The 20257-nt window shown below is 66.4% G+C and carries 18 protein-coding genes and 1 tRNA gene; 9 read left to right on the forward strand and 10 right to left on the reverse strand.

Annotated elements, in window-relative coordinates:
• Positions 1-93 precede the first annotated feature (93 nt).
• Positions 94-3081 carry a valine--tRNA ligase gene (locus tag ACSQ3O_RS20865; RefSeq protein ID WP_436140336.1) on the forward strand — a complete coding sequence of 996 codons (2988 nt, stop codon included), beginning with the start codon at positions 94-96 and terminating at the stop codon, positions 3079-3081.
• Between the two features lie 87 nt (positions 3082-3168).
• Positions 3169-4056 (forward strand): UTP--glucose-1-phosphate uridylyltransferase GalU, encoded by an 888-nt coding sequence (gene galU / locus ACSQ3O_RS20870; protein ID WP_137745289.1) that lies wholly within the window; start codon positions 3169-3171, stop codon positions 4054-4056.
• Between the two features lie 102 nt (positions 4057-4158).
• Here galU and ACSQ3O_RS20875 read toward each other — a convergent pair whose 3' ends face one another.
• The 3 genes from ACSQ3O_RS20875 to cysM form a co-directional block, all read right to left on the reverse strand.
• Positions 4159-4386, reverse strand: coding sequence for a sulfurtransferase TusA family protein (locus ACSQ3O_RS20875; RefSeq protein ID WP_063462001.1), 228 nt, complete (start codon positions 4384-4386; stop codon positions 4159-4161).
• A gap of 14 nt (positions 4387-4400) precedes the next feature.
• Complete coding sequence (locus ACSQ3O_RS20880; protein ID WP_298456385.1) at positions 4401-4967, reverse strand: NUDIX domain-containing protein; 567 nt, start codon at positions 4965-4967, stop codon at positions 4401-4403.
• A 100-nt stretch (positions 4968-5067) separates the two neighbouring features.
• Positions 5068-5970, reverse strand: coding sequence for a cysteine synthase CysM (cysM, locus tag ACSQ3O_RS20885; protein ID WP_298456388.1), 903 nt, complete (start codon positions 5968-5970; stop codon positions 5068-5070).
• Positions 5971-6010: 40 nt separating this feature from the next.
• Between cysM and ACSQ3O_RS20890 the strand changes: the two genes are divergently transcribed.
• A tRNA-Leu gene (locus tag ACSQ3O_RS20890) sits at positions 6011-6095 on the forward strand.
• Between the two features lie 419 nt (positions 6096-6514).
• On the opposite strand, the gene ACSQ3O_RS20895 is transcribed toward ACSQ3O_RS20890, so the two are convergent.
• Positions 6515-7483, reverse strand: coding sequence for a LysR family transcriptional regulator (locus ACSQ3O_RS20895; protein WP_436140337.1), 969 nt, complete (start codon positions 7481-7483; stop codon positions 6515-6517).
• A gap of 173 nt (positions 7484-7656) precedes the next feature.
• On the opposite strand from ACSQ3O_RS20895, the gene ACSQ3O_RS20900 reads away from it, so the two are divergent.
• The 3 genes from ACSQ3O_RS20900 (at position 7657) to ACSQ3O_RS20910 (ending at position 10385) form a co-directional block, all read left to right on the forward strand.
• A complete protein-coding gene (locus tag ACSQ3O_RS20900; protein ID WP_436140338.1) occupies positions 7657-8091 on the forward strand; it encodes a DUF3237 domain-containing protein in 435 nt (144 codons plus the stop codon).
• 111 nt (positions 8092-8202) lie between these two features.
• Entirely contained in the window at positions 8203-9189 is a 987-nt protein-coding gene (locus tag ACSQ3O_RS20905; protein ID WP_436140339.1) for a tripartite tricarboxylate transporter substrate binding protein, read from the forward strand.
• Positions 9189-10385, forward strand: coding sequence for a M20 aminoacylase family protein (locus ACSQ3O_RS20910; protein ID WP_436140340.1), 1197 nt, complete (start codon positions 9189-9191; stop codon positions 10383-10385). The genes ACSQ3O_RS20905 and ACSQ3O_RS20910 overlap by 1 nt, the downstream gene beginning before the upstream one ends.
• A 31-nt stretch (positions 10386-10416) precedes the next feature.
• Here ACSQ3O_RS20910 and ACSQ3O_RS20915 read toward each other — a convergent pair whose 3' ends face one another.
• From ACSQ3O_RS20915 to ACSQ3O_RS20930, 4 genes are all read right to left on the reverse strand, one after another.
• A complete protein-coding gene (locus ACSQ3O_RS20915) occupies positions 10417-10596 on the reverse strand; it encodes a hypothetical protein (RefSeq protein ID WP_436140341.1) in 180 nt (59 codons plus the stop codon).
• Positions 10597-10697: 101 nt separating this feature from the next.
• Positions 10698-11597 (reverse strand): DUF6279 family lipoprotein, encoded by a 900-nt coding sequence (locus ACSQ3O_RS20920; protein ID WP_436140342.1) that lies wholly within the window; start codon positions 11595-11597, stop codon positions 10698-10700.
• Positions 11598-11763: 166 nt separating this feature from the next.
• Positions 11764-11979 (reverse strand): hypothetical protein, encoded by a 216-nt coding sequence (locus tag ACSQ3O_RS20925; protein ID WP_298456397.1) that lies wholly within the window; start codon positions 11977-11979, stop codon positions 11764-11766.
• Between the two features lie 87 nt (positions 11980-12066).
• Positions 12067-13011: a LysR family transcriptional regulator gene (locus ACSQ3O_RS20930; protein ID WP_436140343.1), complete on the reverse strand. Its 945-nt coding sequence runs from the start codon at positions 13009-13011 to the stop codon at positions 12067-12069.
• Positions 13012-13190: 179 nt separating this feature from the next.
• Between ACSQ3O_RS20930 and ACSQ3O_RS20935 the strand changes: the two genes are divergently transcribed.
• Together ACSQ3O_RS20935 and ACSQ3O_RS20940 are read left to right on the forward strand one after the other, a co-directional pair.
• Positions 13191-14387 carry an acyl-CoA dehydrogenase gene (locus tag ACSQ3O_RS20935; protein WP_436140344.1) on the forward strand — a complete coding sequence of 399 codons (1197 nt, stop codon included), beginning with the start codon at positions 13191-13193 and terminating at the stop codon, positions 14385-14387.
• A 169-nt stretch (positions 14388-14556) separates the two neighbouring features.
• Positions 14557-15831, forward strand: a complete 1275-nt coding sequence (locus ACSQ3O_RS20940) for a CaiB/BaiF CoA transferase family protein (RefSeq protein ID WP_436140345.1) — start codon at positions 14557-14559, stop codon at positions 15829-15831.
• A gap of 86 nt (positions 15832-15917) precedes the next feature.
• Here ACSQ3O_RS20940 and ACSQ3O_RS20945 read toward each other — a convergent pair whose 3' ends face one another.
• A complete protein-coding gene (locus tag ACSQ3O_RS20945; RefSeq protein WP_436140346.1) occupies positions 15918-17558 on the reverse strand; it encodes a hypothetical protein in 1641 nt (546 codons plus the stop codon).
• Positions 17559-17871: 313 nt separating this feature from the next.
• Here ACSQ3O_RS20945 and ACSQ3O_RS20950 point away from each other — a divergent pair, with 313 nt between their 5' ends.
• On the forward strand, positions 17872-19467 hold the full coding sequence (locus tag ACSQ3O_RS20950) for a methyl-accepting chemotaxis protein (RefSeq protein WP_436140347.1): 1596 nt from the start codon (positions 17872-17874) through the stop codon (positions 19465-19467).
• A 114-nt stretch (positions 19468-19581) separates the two neighbouring features.
• Here ACSQ3O_RS20950 and ACSQ3O_RS20955 read toward each other — a convergent pair whose 3' ends face one another.
• Positions 19582-20142 (reverse strand): 6,7-dimethyl-8-ribityllumazine synthase, encoded by a 561-nt coding sequence (locus tag ACSQ3O_RS20955; protein ID WP_436140348.1) that lies wholly within the window; start codon positions 20140-20142, stop codon positions 19582-19584.
• Positions 20143-20257 lie beyond the last annotated feature (115 nt).

Below are 20257 nucleotides of genomic sequence, written 5' to 3' on the forward strand. Positions count from 1 at the left end.
CAGGCACCGGCCGACACTCCCGTAAAATGCCCGGTCCACCCTCTTGACCGCTGAGGCGCGCCCTGTGCCCGCCTCTTCCTTCTGCCAGACCCCATGAGCACGCCCCAAGCACAACCCGGCCTCGACAGCCTGTCCAAGTCTTTTGAACCTGCCGCACTCGAAGCCCACTGGGGCCCCGAATGGGAAAAGCGCGGCTATGGCACCGCAGGCCACCGTGGCACGGGCCAGCCCCAGGCGGGCGAACCGGCCTTCTCCATCCAGCTGCCGCCCCCCAACGTCACGGGCACGCTGCACATGGGCCATGCGTTCAACCAGACGATCATGGACAGCCTCACGCGCTACCACCGCATGCGCGGCTTCAACACCGTCTGGGTGCCGGGCACCGACCACGCAGGCATCGCCACGCAGATCGTGGTGGAGCGCCAGTTGCAGGAACAGGGCATCAGCCGCTACGACATGGGCCCCACCCCGCCCGAGGCGCGCAAGAACTTTGTGAGCAAGGTGTGGGAGTGGAAGGAAAAGTCCGGCAACACCATCACCACCCAGATGCGCCGCATGGGCGACAGCGTGGACTGGAGCCGTGAATACTTCACTATGGACGACAAGCTCTCCAAGGTGGTCACCGACACCTTCGTGAAGCTGTACGAGCAGGGCCTGATCTACCGGGGCAAGCGCCTGGTGAACTGGGACCCGAAGCTGCAGTCCGCCGTGTCGGACCTGGAAGTCGAGAGCGAAGAGAAAGACGGCTCGCTCTGGCACATCGCCTACCCGCTGGCCGACGGCTCCGGCAGCCTGACGGTGGCCACCACCCGGCCTGAGACCATGCTGGGCGACGTGGCGCTGATGGTGCACCCGGAAGACGCGCGTTACACGCACCTCATCGGCAAGATGGTCAACCTTCCCCTGTGCAACCGCCAGATTCCGGTGATCGCCGACGAGTACGTGGACAAGGAGTTCGGCACCGGCGTGGTCAAGGTCACGCCTGCGCACGACCAGAACGACTACGCCGTGGGCCAGCGCCACAAGCTACCCATGATCGTGGTGCTGACGCTGCAAGCCACCATCAACGAGAACGCCCCCGCCAAGTACCAAGGCATGGACCGCTTCGTGGCCCGCAAGGCCGTGGTGGCCGACCTCGAAGCCATCGGCGCGCTGGTCGAGGTGAAGAAACACAAGCTCATGGTGCCCATCTGCACCCGCACCGGCCAGGTGATCGAGCCCATGCTGACCGACCAATGGTTCGTGGCCATGAGCAAGGTCAGCGACCAGGACCCCACCGGCAAGAGCATCGCGCAAAAGGCGATCGATGCCGTGGCCAGCGGCGATGTAAAGTTTGTACCGGAGAACTGGGTCAACACCTACAACCAGTGGATGAACAACATCCAAGACTGGTGCATCAGCCGCCAGCTGTGGTGGGGCCACCAGATCCCGGCGTGGTACGACGCAGAGGGAAATGTCTACGTTGCTCGCAACCAAGCTGAAGCTGAAGAGCAATTCTTGGATTTCAGGAACAGCTTGGCTGACGACGATTACGAGGAGCTGGCGCACAAAGGTACGAGTAGCACTCACGAGCGCCTCAAGATCCTCGACCAGCACGGTTTACGCCGCGACGAGGACGTGCTCGACACCTGGTACTCGTCCGCGCTCGTGCCCTTCAGCACCATGGGCTGGCCCAACCAGGGCAACAGCGCCACCGACGACTTCAACCTGTACCTGCCCAGCACGGTGCTGGTCACGGGCTACGACATCATCTTCTTCTGGGTCGCCCGGATGATCATGATGACCACGCACTTCACGGGCCGCGTGCCGTTCAAGCACGTGTACATCCACGGCTTGGTGCGCGACGCGCAAGGCAAGAAGATGTCCAAGTCCGAGGGCAACGTGCTCGACCCGGTGGACCTGATCGACGGCATCGCGCTGGAGCCGCTGCTCGACAAGCGCACCACCGGCCTGCGCAAGCCCGAGACCGCGCCCACCGTGCGCAAGAACACGCAAAAGGAATTCCCTGAAGGCATCCCGGCCTATGGCGCCGATGCGCTGCGCTTCACCTTCGCGGCACTGGCCAGCCTGGGCCGCAGCATCAACTTCGACAGCAAGCGCTGCGAGGGCTACCGTAACTTCTGCAACAAGCTCTGGAACGCCAGCCGCTTTGTGCTGATGAACTGCGAGGGCCAGGACTGCGGCTTGAAAGAGCACACCAAGGAAGAGTGCCAGCCCGGCGGCAGCGCCCACGGCTACATGGAGTTCAGCCAGGCCGACCGCTGGATCACCTCGCTGCTGCAAAAGACCGAGGCCGAAGTCGCCAAGGGCTTTGAAGAGTACCGCCTGGACAACGTGGCCAACACGATCTATGACTTTGTCTGGAACGAGTACTGCGACTGGTACCTGGAAATTGCCAAGGTGCAGATCCAAAACGGCACCGAAGCGCAGCAGCGCGCCACGCGTCGCACGCTGATCCGCGTGCTGGAAGCCATCCTGCGCCTGGCCCACCCCATCATCCCGTTCATCACCGAAGCCCTGTGGCAGGTGGTGGCACCCGTCGCCGGTATCCCCGGCGAATCGGTCAGCATTGCCCGCTACCCAGAGGCGCAACCCGAGAAGATCGACGAGGCCGCGATTGCCCACATGGGCCGCGTGAAGGGCCTCGTGGACGCCTGCCGCGCGCTGCGGGGCGAGATGAACGTGTCTCCCTCCACCCGCCTCCCCCTGTACGTGGTGGGCGACACCGAGTTCATGCGCGGCGTGGGCCCGGTGCTGCAGGCCCTGGCCAAGCTCAGCGAGGTCAAGGTGTTTGACGACGAGGCCGCCTGGGCCGCCGCCGCGCAGGCCGCGCCCGTGGCCGTGGTGGGCGAGGCCCGGCTGGCGCTGTACATGGAAATCGATGTGGCCGCCGAAAAGGCGCGCCTGTCCAAGGAAATCACCCGCATCGAGGGCGAGGTGGCCAAGGCCAACAACAAGCTCTCGAACGAAGCCTTTGTGGCCAAGGCCCCACCGGCCGTGATCGACCAGGAAAAGAAGCGCATTGCCGACTTTGGCGCCACGCTGACCCGCCTGCGCGACCAGCTGGGCCGCCTGGGCTGACAAAAAGGACACGGGCCAGCCATCCCCTGGCCTGACCCTTGCATACCCGCGACAACAACACACCCAACACCGCCATCAAGGAGACCCATGACTGTTGCCACCACCGTCCGCAAGGCCGTTTTCCCCGTTGCTGGCCTGGGCACGCGCTTTTTGCCCGCCACCAAGGCATCGCCCAAGGAGATGCTGCCCGTGGTGGACAAGCCGCTGATCCAGTACGCCGTGGAAGAGGCCTACGCCGCTGGCATCCGCCACATGATCTTCGTGACCGGCCGCAGCAAGCGCGCCATCGAAGACCATTTCGATACGGCGTACGAGCTGGAGGCCGAGCTGGAAGCCGCCAACAAGAAGGAACTGCTGGCGCTGGTACGCTCCATCCAGCCCGACGACATGGACTGCGCCTTTGTGCGCCAGCCCCGCTCGCTCGGCCTGGGCCACGCCGTGCTGTGCGCTGAGCCCCTGGTGGGCAAGGAGCCCTTCGCCGTGCTGCTGGCCGACGACCTGATGGTCGGCCCCCCCGGCGGCCAGCCCGTGCTGGCCCAGATGGCCACCGCCTTCCGCCAGCAAGGCCGCTCGGTCATCGCCGTGCAGGAAGTGCCGGAAGACCAGGTGCACAAGTACGGCATCGTGGCGGGCGAGCCCGCTGGCGGCCCGCTGATTCGCATCGAACGCATTGTTGAAAAGCCCAAGGCCGATGTCGCCCCCTCGCGCATGGGCGTGGCAGGCCGCTACATCCTCACCCCCGGTGTGTTCGACGAAATCCGCAACCAGCCACGCGGCGTGGGCGGCGAAATCCAGCTCACCGACGGCATCGCCCGCCTGATGCAGCACGAAGCCGTGTACGCCTTCCAGTACCAGGGCAAACGCTATGACTGCGGGAGCAAGGAAGGCTTCTTGGAAGCGACCGTGGAGCTGGCCTTGCAGCACCCGCAGGTGGGGGCGCACTTCCGGGAATATCTGAAGGCCCTGGCGCTGTAAGCCACCGCCCCATCCGTCAATCCATGCAGGAAGCGCCCCTGGCGCTTCCACTCTGATAGCTGCCAACGCTTATCCAACGGGCGCTGGCGGCTATTTTCATACCTATCTGCGACGCAGGATGTGGATGAACTCCTCGCCCACCGTCTGCTGCTCCACCAGCTCGTTGCCCGTTTGCTTGGCAAACGCCTGGAAGTCGCGCAGCGAGCCGCCATCGGTGGCCACCACCTTGAGCAGCTGGCCGCTGGCCATGTCGGAGAGCGCCTTCTTGGCCTTGAGGATGGGCAGGGGGCAGTTCAGGCCCCGGGTGTCGATTTCTTTGTGGATGTCCATGGTGTGGTTCTCTTCTAGTCCTTGGGCGGCAGGTTCAGGCCACGGCGGCGCTCCTCATTTTCCTCTGCCGTGAAGAACACGGGCTCGTGCCCCCGCGTGCGCAGCCAGTCGGCCAGTGCGTAGCCGGTGCCTGCGGGCCAGCATTTGAGTTCATGCAGGTCATAAAAGCGGTAGTCCACCAGCTCGGGCGACAGCTTGACCTGCCCCGTGGCCACCACGTGGTAGGCAATGATGATCTGGTTCATGCGCAGGAACTCATACGCCCCCACCAGGGTGGTGGACTGCACGTCAAGGTTGGTTTCTTCCTTCACCTCGCGCGCAATGCCCTCCTGGGGAGACTCGCCCGCCTCCATGAAGCCGGTGATCAGAGCAAACATCTTGGCCGGCCAAGCCGCGTTGCGCGCCAGCAGCACCTTGCCATCCACCTCCACGATCGCCGCCAGCACGGGCGTCGGGTTGTTCCAGTGCGTCCAGCCGCAGGCGGGGCAGCGCAAACGCTCCTTGTCGCCACCGTCTTCGGCCAGGGTGATGGGCTGCAGCGCGGTGCCGCAGTGGGTGCAGTGGCGAACTTCGTAGTGCATGGGTTACTATTATTTTGATAGCTACCAGCGCTTATCCATTGCGCGCAAGCAGCCAATTTCATTCAAATTCTGCAATCCCCGGCGGCGCTGGGCCACGCCTTTAGGCCGGGAATACGCCGGTGGACAGATAGCGGTCGCCCCGGTCGCACACCACAAACACGATGGTGGCGTTGCTCTCGCGCGCGGCGATCTGCTGTGCCACCCAGCAGGCACCGGCAGCCGAGATACCGGCGAAGATGCCCTCTTCGCGCGCCAGGCGGCGGCACATGTCTTCGGCATTGTCCTGGCTCACGTACACCAGTTCGTCCACGGTGCTCGCGTCGTAAATCTTGGGCAGATACTCCTGCGGCCACTTGCGGATACCCGGGATGCGCGAGCCTTCCTCTGGCTGCGCGCCGATGATCTGGATGCCGGGGTTCTTCTCTTTGAGGAACCGCGACACGCCTGTGATCGTGCCCGTGGTGCCCATGGCGCTCACAAAGTGGGTGATGCGCCCACCCGTCTGCTCCCAGATCTCGGGGCCGGTGGTTTCATAGTGGATGCGCGGGTTGTCGGGGTTGGCGAACTGGTCCAGCACCTTGCCCTCGCCGCGCTTTTGCATGGCCTCGGCCAGGTCGCGGGCGTGTTCCATGCCACCGCTCTTGGGGGTGAGCACCAGCTCGGCGCCAAAGGCCTTCATGGTCTGCGCGCGCTCGATGGACAAATCCTCGGGCATCACCAGCACCATGCGGTAGCCCTTGATGGCCGCCGCCATCGCCAGCGCAATGCCGGTGTTGCCCGACGTGGCCTCGATCAGCGTGTCACCGGGGCGGATGTCGCCCCGCTCCTCGGCGCGGCGGATCATCGACAGCGCTGGCCGGTCCTTGACCGAACCCGCCGGGTTGTTGCCCTCCAGCTTGCCCAGCACCACATTGCCACGCGCCGTGTTGTCCTGCGCCCCAATGCGCTGCAGCGCCACCAGCGGCGTGTTGCCCACCGCGTCTTCAATCGTCGGATATTTCATGCGCCCTACTGTGCCATAATTTGGGGCTTCACGAATTCCAGCCCGGGTGGTGAAATTGGTAGACGCAGGGGACTCAAAATCCCCCGCCGCAAGGCGTGCCGGTTCGATTCCGGCCCCGGGCACCACAGATAAGGCCGTACGGTTCCACAACCGTGCGGCCTTTTTCTTTTCCCCTATGGGAAATGGCTTTGACTAGTGCGCAAACGTGCGCCGAAATGCACCGCAAACCGGGAGTTTCGGGGGCACATTTGGGGGCACATATTGACAAAGCGGGGGTACATGGCAGCAATGAGCCCTTGGAGCACCACAGCCATCGGCGCCTCCCATGGTGTGCAGCGCTGGGGGCATCAACCCACAACACGCGTTGGAAACGTGCGCAGCAATTCCAGCAACCTGCCCCAACACCCGGATAGTGGCTGACCATGGGCAGCACAGACTTGGCAACCACGCAGGTGACCGTGTTGACCATCGTGTCAACATCGTCCCGCTCCAACCAATCGCCGTAAGTAGTGTGGATGGCCATGGTTACTGGCTCAGAAGCCACTCAGGTCTGCAACACCCGCAGCACCACCCTGACTGCGGGCGATACATCATCGGCACGGGTCAGGGCGCCCAGGGGAGGCAGCGCGATCGACTTTTGCAGTGGCAACTCGATCAGCTCGCCCCGCTCTAGCCACGGCAGGGCGATGGATCTGGGCAGCGCAGCCAGCGTATGTGCATCGCCAGTCACCGCGAGCAGCAGCAGAGCCGAGATGCTTTGCATCGGCGCCTGCAGCGGGGTAAAGCCGGCCTGATCACATGCCTGCATGAATGCATTGAAGGTGACCGACACGCCCATCGGTACCGAAAAAGGATAACCCGCCAGGGCCTGAAGGCGCAGCCGGTCACCGGGCTGCCGGGGTCGCGCGGGGTGTTCGGGCGCAGCCGCCACCACGATCTCATCGGCGCCCAGAGGCGTGAAGAGCAAGCGGTGATCGGGCAACGTGGCGGGGCGCCGCACAAGCGCCATCTGGCTCAGGCCCGAGTGCAGAGACGCGGCCATGTCGTCGGGCATCCCCTCGTGAAACGTCACGCGCCAGTCGCGCAGGGCGTGGCGCAGTGCCCCCATGCGAGGCCTCACCAGGCTGGACAAGGCAGCCGGGATGGCGCTGATGTGCAGCGGGTGAGCCACCCCACGCGCCGATGCTGCCAGCGCCTCGGCTGCATAGCCCACGCTGCCCAGCATCTGGCGCGACTGCTGCGCCATGAAGCGCCCCGCCTCGGTGGCGCGCAGGCCCTTGGCGTGGCGCTCGAACAGGGCGACCTCGAGCATGTCCTCCAGCTCGCGCAGGGCCTGGCTAGCGGCAGGCTGGGTGATGCCCACCGACTCAGCGGCCTCGCGCAGCGTGGTGTTGCATTCAAGCGCCGCCAGCAGGCGCAGATGCCGCAACCGCAGGCGCCCGAGCATGCGCTCCTGTAGCACCTGGGCGTTGGCACCCGGTCGGGATGAGGGGGCAGGTGGCGGGGTGGACATGGGGCTTCATCCTAAGAGAAATCGCACACCCCCTGGCGATAAGCCGCGCTTATCGCGGCATGGTTTTCTGACTGGTCTGTGACAAAGCCCTTGCCTAGACTGGGGCATCAAGTCTTCCTCAGGCAGCGTTGGCACCAGCCAGCGCCCCTCACCCCCTAGAAGGAACCCGAGCCATGCCCCATGACACGCCAATTGCCATGCCGCTTTACGAAGCCATCGTGGACGTGAATGCCCCCACCGACCTCGGGACCGGCCCGCTGGGGCAGCGCCGCATCATCAACATCACGGGCGGCGAGTTTGCCGGCCCCCAGCTGAGAGGGCGGGTGTTGCCCGGCGGTGCCGACCGCCAACTGGTCCGGTCCGATGGCGTTCGTCTGCTTGATGCCTTGTACGAGATGGAAACCGACGACGGCACCGTGCTCACCGTGCACAACCGGGTCAAGGTCATCGAACGCCCCGGCCAGGAGCGTGTAGCGCTGTCGCATGTGGACATCACGGCCCCGGTGGGTCCTTACGGCTGGCTCAACGACGCCGTTCTGGTGGGGCGCGCCTACCCACGGCTGGCCGACCGGCAAGCGGTCCGGATCTGCGTTTACCAGCTGCGCTAAGGCTCTGACCGCCACCGGCTCCGACTCGCCGTTTATCGCCGATTGCCCATCGCCCCTCTCCGCGCTTCGCTGCGCTTTGTCCTGCCATTTTCAACACGAGGAGTTTCCCCCATGCTTCGACGCGCCCTGCTGCAAGCCCTGCCCCTGATGGCCTGCGGTCTGACCCCTGCCCTGGCCGACACCCCGGCCAGCAACAGCGTGACGACGTTGTACGTGCCCTTCCCTGCGGGGGGAACATCGGATGTGTTTGCCCGCACGCTCGCCCCGGGCCTGGCGGCCCAGTTGCAACGCACGGTGGTGGTGGAAAACCTCTCGGGCGCCAGCGGCAGCATCGCTGGCAACAAAGTGCTGTCGCGCGGTGCGGCGGGCGACGCTCTGTTCCTCGGGTCGCCCACCGAGACCATCCTGGCCCCCATCATCCTGAAAGCCGTGAAATACAGCCCCACCGACTTTCGGCTGGTGCATCTGATCAGCAAGCCATCCCTGGCGGTGTACGTTCGTGCGGACCTTCCCGCCAACAACATTGACGAACTGGTGGCCCTGGCCCGCTCTGCCAAGGACAAGCCCCTGAACTACGGCAGCGTGGGTGTGGGCTCGGTCTACCACCTCGCAGGCGATGCATTCAACCAGGCGGCGGGCGTAAACATGACCCACGTGCCCTACCGCGGCGGCAGCCCCCTGCTGCAGGACCTGATGGGCGGCCAGCTGGATCTGGCCTTTTTCCCGCTGGATGGCCATCTGGCCAAGATGGCAGCAGGCGGCAAGATGCGCATCATCGGGGTCACCGGCACGGCCCGCTCGCCGCTGGTGCCTGGCGTTGGTACTTTTGCCGAGAGCAAGTCCCTGCCTCGCTTCACGACGGTGGATGTGTGGGGCGGCGTGTTGGTACCCAAGGCCACGCCCGAAGCCCTGGTGCAGAGCCTGCACCGCGCCGCACAAGAGGCCGCGAGCCGCCCCGAGATTCGCAAAGGGCTGGAGGCCACCGCCGGTGTTCCGCTGATGCCGCCCATGAGCTTGGAGCAACTGAGCGCGTTCTACGCACAGGAGATCGCCCAGTTCCAGGAGGCAGCCCGCCGCGCCAAGCTGGATGCCAACTGATGACGATGCCCCTGACACCCCTGCCCCCGGCACTGGACGAGGTCCGCGCCCACGAGGACGAAATGGTGGCGCTGCGCCGCCAGATCCACGCCCACCCCGAGCTGGGCTTTGAAGAGCAGGTGACCAGCGACCTGGTGGCCGAGCGCCTGAGCCGCTGGGGCTGGGAAGTACACCGGGGCCTGGGTGGCACCGGTGTGGTGGGTACGCTGCGCGCTGGCACCAGCCCGCGCCGCATCGGCCTGCGGGCCGACATGGACGCACTGCCCATGACTGAGACCTCCAACAAGCCTTGGGCCAGCAAGGTGTTTGGCAAGATGCATGCGTGCGGTCACGACGGGCACACCGCCATGCTGTTGTCGGCCGCCCGCCACTTGGCCGCTACCCGCCGATTTGACGGCACGGTGTACGCGGTGTTTCAACCCGCCGAGGAGGGCCTGGCCGGCGCGCGCAAGATGCTGGAGGATGGCTTTATGGAGCTATTCCCCTGCGATGCCATCTTTGGGATGCACAACGCCCCCGGCATTCCCGAGGGGCAGTTCATGACCGTGCCGGGCTTTGCCATGGCCAGCGCCGACACGTGCATCATCAAGGTCACCGGCGTGGGCGGCCACGGCGGCCTGCCGCAGAACACGGTAGACCCCATCGTGGCGGGCTCAGCCATCGTGATGGCTTTGCAAACCATCGTGGCCCGTAACGTGCCCCCCCTGCAGACTGGCATCGTGTCGGTCGGTGCCTTTCTGGCGGGCGATGCCCCCAACGTGATCCCGGGCACAGCCGAGCTGCGGTTGACCGTGCGCGCCATGCAGCCCCAGGTGCGGGACCTGCTGGAGCGGCGCATCACCGAAATTGCCCACACCCAGGCCGCCACATTCGGCGCCCAGGCTGAAGTGAACTACCAACGGCGCTACCCGGTGCTGCACAACAGCCCGGAGCCCACGCGCTTTTGCCTGGATCTGGTACGCGACTGGCTCGGCGAAGCGGGCCTGGCAGCCCAGGCCGAGCCGGTCACCGCGAGCGAGGACTTCGCCTTTTTTCTCGAAAAAATCCCTGGTTGCTTCATCAACATCGGCAACGGTGTGGGCCAGCAAGGCGGCTGCATGGTGCACAACACACAGTACGACTTTAACGACCGGGTGCTGTCCACCGGCGCGACCTACTGGGTGAAACTGGTCGAGCGCTGGCTGGCCCCGGCCTGAGCACCGCGCTGCGATTCGCGCAGTGGAGCCCCTAACCCCTGCGCCGCTGCGCCACGCGCAACTCCTCCAGCGCCTCTTCCACAGCGCGCCGGTACTCTGGCGTGAGCCCTTCGCTCTTGAGTTCCCGCTCGTGAAACGACACGCGGCGCGGGTTTTTGATGAGGTCCTGGATCACGATGCCCTTGAGTTTCAGATAGACAGCCTGGTTCATGGGGGTCTCCTTCAGGTGCCAAGGACCCGATGATCCACCCAAACGGGCAGGCAAGCCCATGGAATTATTGCCCTTGCGCCACCCGTCCTATCCATGCAGGCTCACTGGGGAACGGGGTCGCTGCGCGACACCCGCTGGGCCGCCAGGGTGATGAAGTCCTGTTCGTAGGCACCGACCGAGGCCACGGCCCGCAGCCGCTGTGCGGGGGTCATGGTGGCGTGCACCGCCGCAAAACCGGCGCAGCCTTCTTCCACCAGCGCCTGGGCGTAGCGCTGGTAGGCCGCGTCCGGGGAGGTGTTGAGGCGGGCCAAGTAGCCGCGCACCAGCGTGCGGGCCTGGTCGGTGTTGCCACGCTCCTGCGCCATCTGGCGCAGCACCTGGACCAGGTCCGTCTGGCGGCGCAGGCGTTCGGCGTAGGTGCGCTGCGGGTCGAAGGACGACTGGGCGATGTAGCGGCGCAGCGCGGCCTTCTGGGGCTCCTGCAGGCTGCCGTAGAAGTCTTCGGTGCGCGACAGCAGTTGCTGATAGCGGTGCTCGCGCAGCTTGTCCGGGGTAGGGTCGAGCCACTCTTTTTTCCAGTCGGCATTGCTGTCAGCCTGCCTTTTTTGCAGGCTGCGGATCTGGGCTTCGGACAGGTCCGAGGCCAGCCACACCAGCGACGGCTCGGCCCGGGCCAGCAGCTGGTCGATCTGGGTGCGCAGGTCGGCGTAGGCGCGGCAGGCCTGCTCGGGGGACATGGGGGCGGGCAGCTGCTGACGCAGCTTTTGCAGCAGCCCGGCGTGCTCGGGCAGCAGGGTGTCGCGGTGCCAGCGGTGCAGCTCGGCCAGCTCGTCGCGCACCCGCTCGGCCTGCGGCTGCGACAGGTCCAGATACCGGTTCAGTTGCCAGGCCAGCAACTGCGGTGCCTGGCCGTAGGCCAGCTTCACGGTGCTGCAGCCTGCCAAGAGCAGGCCAGCCAGCACCAGGGTGACCACACCGATAGTGGTGCGAAGAGGAAACATGGGCAGACCTCGCAAAGAAGGCCGCAGGATAGAACGGCGGCCCGGCAAGTGCCTGAGCGCGCCCGAATACCCTGTCAGGCATCTCTGAATTGCGGCTGGGCGCATCGCCCGGGTCAATGCCGGGGCACTGGCCAGTGCACCCGGCGGGGGGCTCGTACAGGGCGCTTCAGTTGTCCTGCCGCCGAATCAGCTGGCGGCCGCTGGCCGTGATGGCCAGCTCTCCCCCAGGCCCCTTGGTGACAAACCCCCACTCCAGCAGGCGCCCGGAGACATGGTCCTTGAGCGCGTGGGGCAGCGTGATGATTTCGCCCATCTCCAGTTGCTTGAGGGTTGCAATCTCGTCCACGGTGGGGTCGAAATGCGGAGCGTGGTAAGTGGTCATGGTGGTCGCTCTCCAACAAAGTTGCTGAATGAAAGACAGACTTCCGCGCAGCCAGATTAGTTCACCGCCCGGGTGGACGCAAGCGCGTCATCCCGCAACCGGGGCGCCCGCCGCCTCGGCCATCTGCTGCAGCCAGCGCGCAAACGTGGCCAGCACCGGGGGCTGGGCCTGTGCGGGGCTGATGAGGTAATACGCCCGCTCGCCGCGCAGCGGGCGGTTGCAGGCCACCACCAGTTCGCCGCTGGCAAGCTCGGCCTCGATGAGCAGCGGCGGGATCAGCGCCACGCCCATGCCGTGCGTGGCGGCCACGGCCAGCATGGAGAACAGCTCGTAGCGCGGGCCATCGAGCGCATGCGGCGCATCCACCGCCATCGCATCGAACCACTGGCGCCAGCCGTAGGGGCGTGTGCTTTGCTGCAGCAGGGGCAGGTCGGCCAGCGCCTCGGCGGCCACCGGCTGGTGGGCGCGGCCCAGCCCCCGGGGCGCAGCAGATTCGAGCAGGCGGGGGCTGCACACGGGCACCACGTCTTCGTGCATCAGTAACTGCGCCTGCACGCCGGGCCAGTTGCTCACCTGCTCGGCCGTGCCCGCGTACAGCGCGGCGTCAAACGTGGTGTCGGCAAACAAAAAGGGCCGGGTCTGGGTGTCGATGTGCACCACGATGTCGGGGTGCGCCTGCGCCAGCTGCGGCAGGCGCGGGATGAGCCAGCGCGTGGCAAACGTGGGCACCGCCGCCAGCGTGATCGTGCCGCCCTCGCCCTGGTGGGCCATCACGTCCAGCGTGTCGCGCTCCAGCCCCTGCAACCAGCGCGCCACCTGGCGGCCGTAGTGCGCGCCCGCAGGCGTCAGCACCACGCCGTGGCGCGTGCGACGGAACAGCGCCACGCCCAAAAACTCTTCCAGCGCCTGGATCTGGCGCGACACGGCGCTTTGGGTGAGCGACAGCTCCTGCGCGGCGCGGGTGTAGCTCTCGTGGCGGGCGGCCACTTCAAAACAGGCCAGGGCCTGGGTCGATGGAATGTTGCGGCGCATGATGAAGAGGAACTTGTGAAGAAGCTACCATCCCTTGAGGCTGGCTGCGGCAAGTATTCCATACATTCCATAAACGCATGTCTGGATGAAAAGAACTCGCTTGCGGGCCACCACCCCAAGGCCTACGATGCGTTCCAGATTCGTTTTTTATTCCCCCCTTTTCTGACCTGGAGACACACATGGCCCACGCCGCTTTTCAATGGGATGACCCGTTCCTTCTGAGCCAGCAACTGACCGACGACGAGCGCGCCATCCGCGACGCCGCCGCCGCCTATTGCCAGGACAAGCTGGCCCCCCGCGTGCTGGACGCCTTCCGCCACGAAAAGATGGACGTGAGCATCTTTCGCGAGATGGGCGAAGTGGGCCTGCTGGGCCCCACCATCCCCGAGCAGTACGGCGGCCCCGGCCTCTCCTACGTGGCCTACGGCCTGATCGCCCGCGAAGTCGAGCGTGTGGATTCGGGTTACCGCTCGATGGCCAGCGTGCAGTCGTCGCTGGTGATGGTGCCCATTTATGAATTCGGCAGCGAAGCACAGCGCCAAAAATACCTTCCCAAGCTGGCCAGCGGCGAGTGGATCGGCTGCTTCGGCCTGACCGAGCCCGACCACGGCTCCGACCCTGGCAGCATGGCCACGCGCGCCTACAAGGTCGATGGCGGCTACAAGCTCAAGGGCAGCAAGATGTGGATCACCAACAGCCCCGTTGCGGATGTGTTCGTCGTCTGGGCCAAGGAAGTGTCCGAAGGCGGCGCGGTGGGCCCCATCCGCGGCTTTGTGCTGGACAAGGGCATGAAGGGGCTGACGGCTCCTGCCATCCACGGCAAGGTGGGCCTGCGTGCATCGATCACGGGGGAGATCGTGATGGACGACGTGTTCGTTCCCGAAGAAAACGCGTTCCCTGAAGTGCAAGGCCTGAAGGGCCCCTTCACCTGCCTGAACAGCGCCCGCTACGGCATCGCCTGGGGCGCGCTGGGCGCTGCCGAGTTCTGCTGGCACACCGCCCGCCAGTACACGCTGGACCGCAAGCAGTTCGGCCGCCCCCTGGCCGCCAACCAGCTCATCCAGAAGAAGCTGGCCGACATGCAGACCGAGATCGCCATCGGCCTGCAGGCCTGCCTGCAGTTCGGCCGCATGAAGGACGCGGGCACGGCCAGCGTGGAAGGCACCTCCATCATCAAGCGCAACAGCTGCGGCAAGGCGCTCGACATCGCCCGCCTGGCACGCGACATGATGGGCGGCAACGGCATCAGCGACGAGTTCGGCGTGGCGCGCCACCTGGTGAACCTGGAGGTGGTGAACACCTACGAAGGCACACACGATGTGCACGCGCTGATCCTGGGCCGCGCCCAGACGGGCATTGCTGCGTTCTCGAACTGAAGCAAAGAAGACCTTCTGGCCGCTGCACGCTGCTCGCTGCGGCGGTGAGAACTCCCCTCTCCCCTCGCGGGAGAGGGTGTTGAGCAGGGCGCGCCCTGAAAATTTCAAGCTTTTTAGGCCTTCTCCGCGCTCTGGACATGCCTTTAAAGCTATCAATTTAATAGTACCCATGACCATATCCCCCTCGAACGCAGGCGCCCTCGCAGGCATCAAGGTCCTCGACCTCTCCCGCGTGCTCGCGGGCCCCTGGTGCACGCAGGTGCTGGCCGACCTGGGCGCGGACGTGGTCAAGGTGGAGCGCCCCGGCGTGGGTGACGACACGCGGCAGTGGGGCCCGCCCTTCTTGAAAGACGCCGAAGGCAACGACACCAACCAGGCCAGCTACTACACCGCTTGCAACCGCAACAAGCGCTCCGTCACCATCGACATGGCCTCGCCCGACGGCCAGGCGCTCATCAAGCAGATGGCGCTGGAGGCCGACATCGTGGTCGAGAACTTCAAGGTCGGCGGCCTGAAGCAGTACGGCCTGGACCACGCGAGCCTGCGCGCACTCAACCCGCGCCTCATCTACTGCTCCGTCACCGGTTTCGGGCAAGACGGGCCCTACGCCGAGCGCGCAGGCTACGACCTGATGGTGCAGGCCATGACGGGCCTGATGAGCATCACCGGCCAGGCCGACAACCAGCCCGGCGGTGGCCCGATGCGCGTGGGCGTGGCCGTCATCGACCTGTTCACCGGCCTGTACGCCAGCAACGCCATCCTGGCCGCGCTGCACGTGCGCGACAACGCCGTGAACGGCACGGGCCAGGGCCAGCACATCGACATGGCCCTGCTCGACGTGGGCATGGCCGTGCTGGCCAATCAGGCCTCGGGCTTCCTCGCCACCGGCAAGGCACCCGGCCGCATGGGCAACAGCCACCCCAGCCTCGCGCCCTACCAAGACTTCGCGACGGCCGACGGCAACATGCTGCTGGCCATCGGCAACGACGGGCAGTTCCAGCGCTTTTGCGCCGCCGCAGGCCAGCCCCAGTGGGCCACCGACCCCCGCTATGCCACCAACACGCTGCGCGTGAAGCACCGCACCGAGCTGATCCCCGCCATGGAGGCCGTGACCCGCACGCGCACCACCGCCGACTGGATCACGCTGCTGGAAGACAAGGCCGTGCCTTGCGGCCCGATCAACACCATTGCCCAGGCGTTCGATGACGCCCAGGTGAAGGCGCGCGGCCTGGCCGTGACGCTGCCGCGCTGGAAGGACGGCGAGGCCGCCACGGACAGCGTGCAGCACATCACCGGCGTGGCCAGCCCGCTGCGCCTGTCGGCCACGCCGCCGGTGCTGCGCAATGCGCCGCCGGCGCTGGGGCAGCACACGGATGAAGTGCTCGCAGAGATGGGCCTGGATGCGGCGCGCATTGCGGCGCTGCGGGCGCAGGGCGTGCTGTAGCGGCGTGCAACGCCACGCGACGCGACGCGACGCACATCAAACAATGCCCCGCACCGACAGGATGCGGGGCATTGTTCTTTCTGGGCCTAAGGTGCTGAATGCCCCGGCAACGCGGCCGCCGCCAGCAGGCAGTCCGTCACCTCGTCCGAGAAGCGCATCCACCGGCCGTCCAGCCACAGGGCGTCCGATCCGTTCGGATCGGGTGCAGCAGGCGGCAAACCGTGATCCAGCAGCGCCTGGGCACAGCCCGCCCAGTCACCACCTTCTTCGGGCGTGTTGATGGAACCCCAGGCAAGCGCGCCACAGGCGTTGTCCCCAAAACCATGCCGTGCCTGCCAGCGCGCGCCGTGCTCCAGCAGGAAACGGGTGAGCACCGCATCGCCCCGGAAGATGGCGTGGTGCAGCGCCGTGCCCTCCCAGTCGCCGCCCGGCGTGTCGATGGGCCAGCCCACACGCACCATCAGCCGCACGGCATCACCGCAGTCCGACTGTGCCGCCAGTTCGGGCAGCAGGCGCTGCTGGGTGGGCGTCAGCCGCTGCACCAGGCCCGGCTGCGCGGCCAGCAAAACATGCGCCTGCGCTTCGTCGCCCTGCGCACAGGCCGCGACGAAGCGTTCGTCGGCGGGTATGTCGCCCACACCCAGCACACCGCGCAGAAAGGCTGCAACCTCCGGCAGGCCGTAGCGCAGCGCCTGGATGTGCGCGGGGGTGCCCTCGGCCGTGCCCACCGCAGCGTCGGCCCCAGCCGCCACCAGTGCCTGCACATGGGCCAGCGACCGGCGGCGGCGCAGAGCCCACAGCAGCGGTGCGGCACCGGGAGGGCTGCCACCCAGAGGTTCGTTGGGGTCCGCGCCATGGGCCAGCAGCAGCTGCAGAGCGGGCAGATCGTCCATGTCGAGCACGCGGTGCAGCGTGTTCGTGCCCGACACCCGCGCGCCCGCCTCCAGCAGCAGGCGCGTGCATTCCAGGCTGCCCAGCGCGTGGTACAGCGATTCGCCATCGTTGGGGTCTGCCCCCGCCGCCAGCAGCAGGCGGCTGATGCCCACATGGTGGTTGGCCCCGGCCGCGCCATACAGGGCCGACAGCTGGTGCGAGGCATCGGGCGCCTGCAGCGATGCGGGCGGCCAGCGGCTGCCCACGCACTGGTGGGGATCCGCGCCCGCGCGCAGCAGCAGGTCGGCGCAGGCCAACAACCCTTCGGCAAACGCGGGCAGCCGCGCCAGGCTGGAATGGGTGACAGCCATCAATGGCGGCAGCTGCAGCGGCCCACCCGGCCGGTGCACCCAGGCCGGGTCGCGCGCCACCTGTTCGCGCAGCCGGCCCACATCGCCCACGGCGCAGGCCAGCCAGGGGGCGTCCAGGCCCGCCTGCGGCACGGCACCTTCGGCCCACAGCTGCTCAGCCAGCGCGGGCCGTGCGGTGTGGTTGCCGCCGGCAATATCGCCTGCATAGACCAGCTGCAGCCACAGCAGCGTGGCGCGCTCGGGGTCATCGGCCAGCGCGCGGCGCGCCAGCACCAGGGCCTGGAACTGCGGCCAGGACTGAAAGCCGTGCTCGCGCGCCAGACACCACTGCGCGTGGTGCAGCCGCAGCTCGGTGCCTGCGGGCAGGCCCAGCGGCTGCAGGCGTGCCAGCGCAGCGGCATCGCCCGCACGCGCCTCGGCCAGCAGCGTTTTGGCTTGTTTCTTGAGATGGCCTAGGTCGGGCCGGGGGGGAAGACGTTTCACGAGAACCTCCGTGCATGGAACACCGACGGCCTGCAGTTCCGGCAGCACAAAGGGGGAAAACAACAACTCAAGGAGTGAGTCAGCAAGTGGGTTGCACCCTGTCCGCAGGCCCGGGCGCGGCTTGCGTCCGCGCAGCGCGGGATCTTACCCGCGCGGTTCACCAAAATGCTTGTACAAAAAATTACAAACACCCTACGATATGTGCAAACAGGCTTTAAGACGCAACATTGCACCGCCCAATCGGCATTTGCAGTGCCTATCTGCAGTCTTCTTCACTCCCCCACGCTGGTTGCCAAAAACCAAGGAGTTCACCATGAAGCTCAGTCTCAAGCTCCCTCTCGCCTTCACGGCGGCCTTGCTGCTGCTGTTTGCGGCGGCGCTGTTCGGCATCAGCCGCCTGAACCAGGCGCTGGACACCTACCAGACCACGGTGGCGCAGAGCTTTGAAAACGAACGGCTCGCAGCCACCATGCTCAACGACTTCAAGGTGCAGGTGCAAGAGTGGAAAAACGTGCTGCTGCGCGGCAAGGACCCGGCCCAGCTCACGCGCTACTGGGCCGCGTTTGAAAAGCAGGAAAAAGCCATCAAGGACGAGGCGCAAAAGCTCATCGCCGCCCTGCCCCCGGGCGATGGTCGCGAGCGCGTGAGCCAGTTCGCCCAGGCCCATGAACGCATGGGCGCGGCCTACCGCAAGGGGTTTGAAGCCTTCAAGGCCGCCGACCACGATCCGCAGGCGGGCGACAAGGCCGTGGCAGGCATGGACCGCGAACCCTCGCAACTGCTGGACCAGGCGGGCGACCTGATTGCCAAGGCCAGCAGCGAGGTGGCCGAACGTGCCGCCGCCACTGCGCAGCGCGCCACCACCATCAGCCTGGGCGTGATGCTGGTGGTGTGCGCCCTGGGCATTGCCGGGGCCATTGCCTTCAGCCGCACCGTGGTCAACCCGCTGGACAACGCGGTGCGCGTGTCGCAGGCCGTGGCCGGGGGCGACCTGACGGTTGCGCAGCATGTGCAGGGCAAGGATGAGATTGCGCTGCTGCTGAACGCGCTGCACGACATGCAGCAAAGCCTGTCGCGCGTAGTGGCCGGGGTGCGCCACAACGCCGACAGCGTGGCCATGGCCAGCACCGAAATCGCGCAGGGCAACAACGACCTGAGCGCCCGCACCGAGCAGCAGGCCAGCGCGCTGGAGGAAACCTCGGCGTCGATGGAAGAGCTGAGTTCCACCGTGCAGGCCAACGCCGAAAACGCGCGCCAGGCCAACCAGCTGGCGGTGAGTGCGAGCACCGTGGCCGTGCAGGGCGGCGATGTGGTGGCCGAGGTGGTCACCACCATGAAGGGCATCAACGACAGCAGCAAGAAGATCGCCGACATCATCAGCGTGATCGACGGCATTGCCTTCCAGACCAACATCCTCGCGCTGAACGCTGCGGTGGAGGCGGCGCGCGCAGGCGAGCAGGGCCGGGGTTTTGCCGTGGTGGCCAGCGAGGTGCGCAACCTGGCGCAGCGCAGCGCCGAAGCCGCCAAAGAGATCAAAGGTCTGATCCACGCCAGCGTGGAACGCGTGGAGCAAGGCACCACGCTGGTGGACAAGGCGGGCGCCACCATGACCGAGGTGGTGGCCTCCATCCGCCGCGTGACCGACATCGTGGGCGAAATCAGCGCCGCCAGCAGCGAGCAGAGCGCAGGTGTGGCCCAGGTGGGCGAGGCCGTGATGCAGATGGACCAGGCCACGCAGCAGAACGCGGCGCTGGTCGAACAAAGTGCCGCCGCCGCCGACAGCCTGAAGGTGCAGGCGCAGCAGCTGGTGCAGGCGGTGGCGGTGTTCCGGCTGGCAGAGACGGATGCCCCGGCCCTGGCAAACCCCACGGCGCCCGTGGGCCGCCAGCCCCGGTTGGCCGCGACCTGAGCGGCTTTCTATGGAAAAAAAGGCCGTTACCGCTCGTCCATCAAGCCTTTATAGCTATATATTTAATAGCATTACAGCATTGTCGGGCGAGGCGGGGGGCGTTGCCAGGCCCGCTCAGGCTGCCACGGCCTCAGCCACCGCAGGCGTGGCCTGCTGGGGTGTGGCCAGCGTGGGCGATGCCAGCTTGCGCAGGTAGGCCATGGTCTGCAGGCAGGCCTGGGCGACCTCGGTGCCCTTCTTCACGAAATGCTCGCGGAAGAAGCGCACATGGTCCTCGTGGTCATGGAAGTCGCGCGGCGTGAGCACGGCCGACATCACGGGCACCTCGGTGTCGAGCTGCACGCGCATCAGTCCATCAATGACAGCGGTGGTCACAAACTCGTGGCGGTAGATGCCGCCGTTGACCACCAGCGCACAGGCCACGATGGCGTCATAGCGCCCGCTGCGCGCGAGCTTGCGCGCCAAGAGCGGAATCTCGAACGCACCAGGCACGTCGAACAGCGCCACCTGCGTAGGCGGTAGGCCGTGGCGGTCGAACTCGGCCAGGGCCGCGTCGCGCGCCTGGTGCACGATGTCCTGGTGCCAGCTGGCACTGATGATGGCCACGCGGGCGCCACGGTGGGCGGCGACAGGGGCCAGGGGAGAGACGGAAGAAGTAGCAGAAGACTGATTCATGGGTTCCTCAAAACAGGTCATACCAGAATCAGGGCGCGCGCGAACACGGCACCTGCACAGGGCGGCGCAGGCCCAGCGCCATGCCAGCGCGCAACAAAGCACGCAGGCAAACACC

Source organism: Acidovorax sp. LjRoot74, assembly GCF_964254355.1.
Taxonomy (GTDB): Bacteria; Pseudomonadota; Gammaproteobacteria; order Burkholderiales; family Burkholderiaceae_C; genus Acidovorax.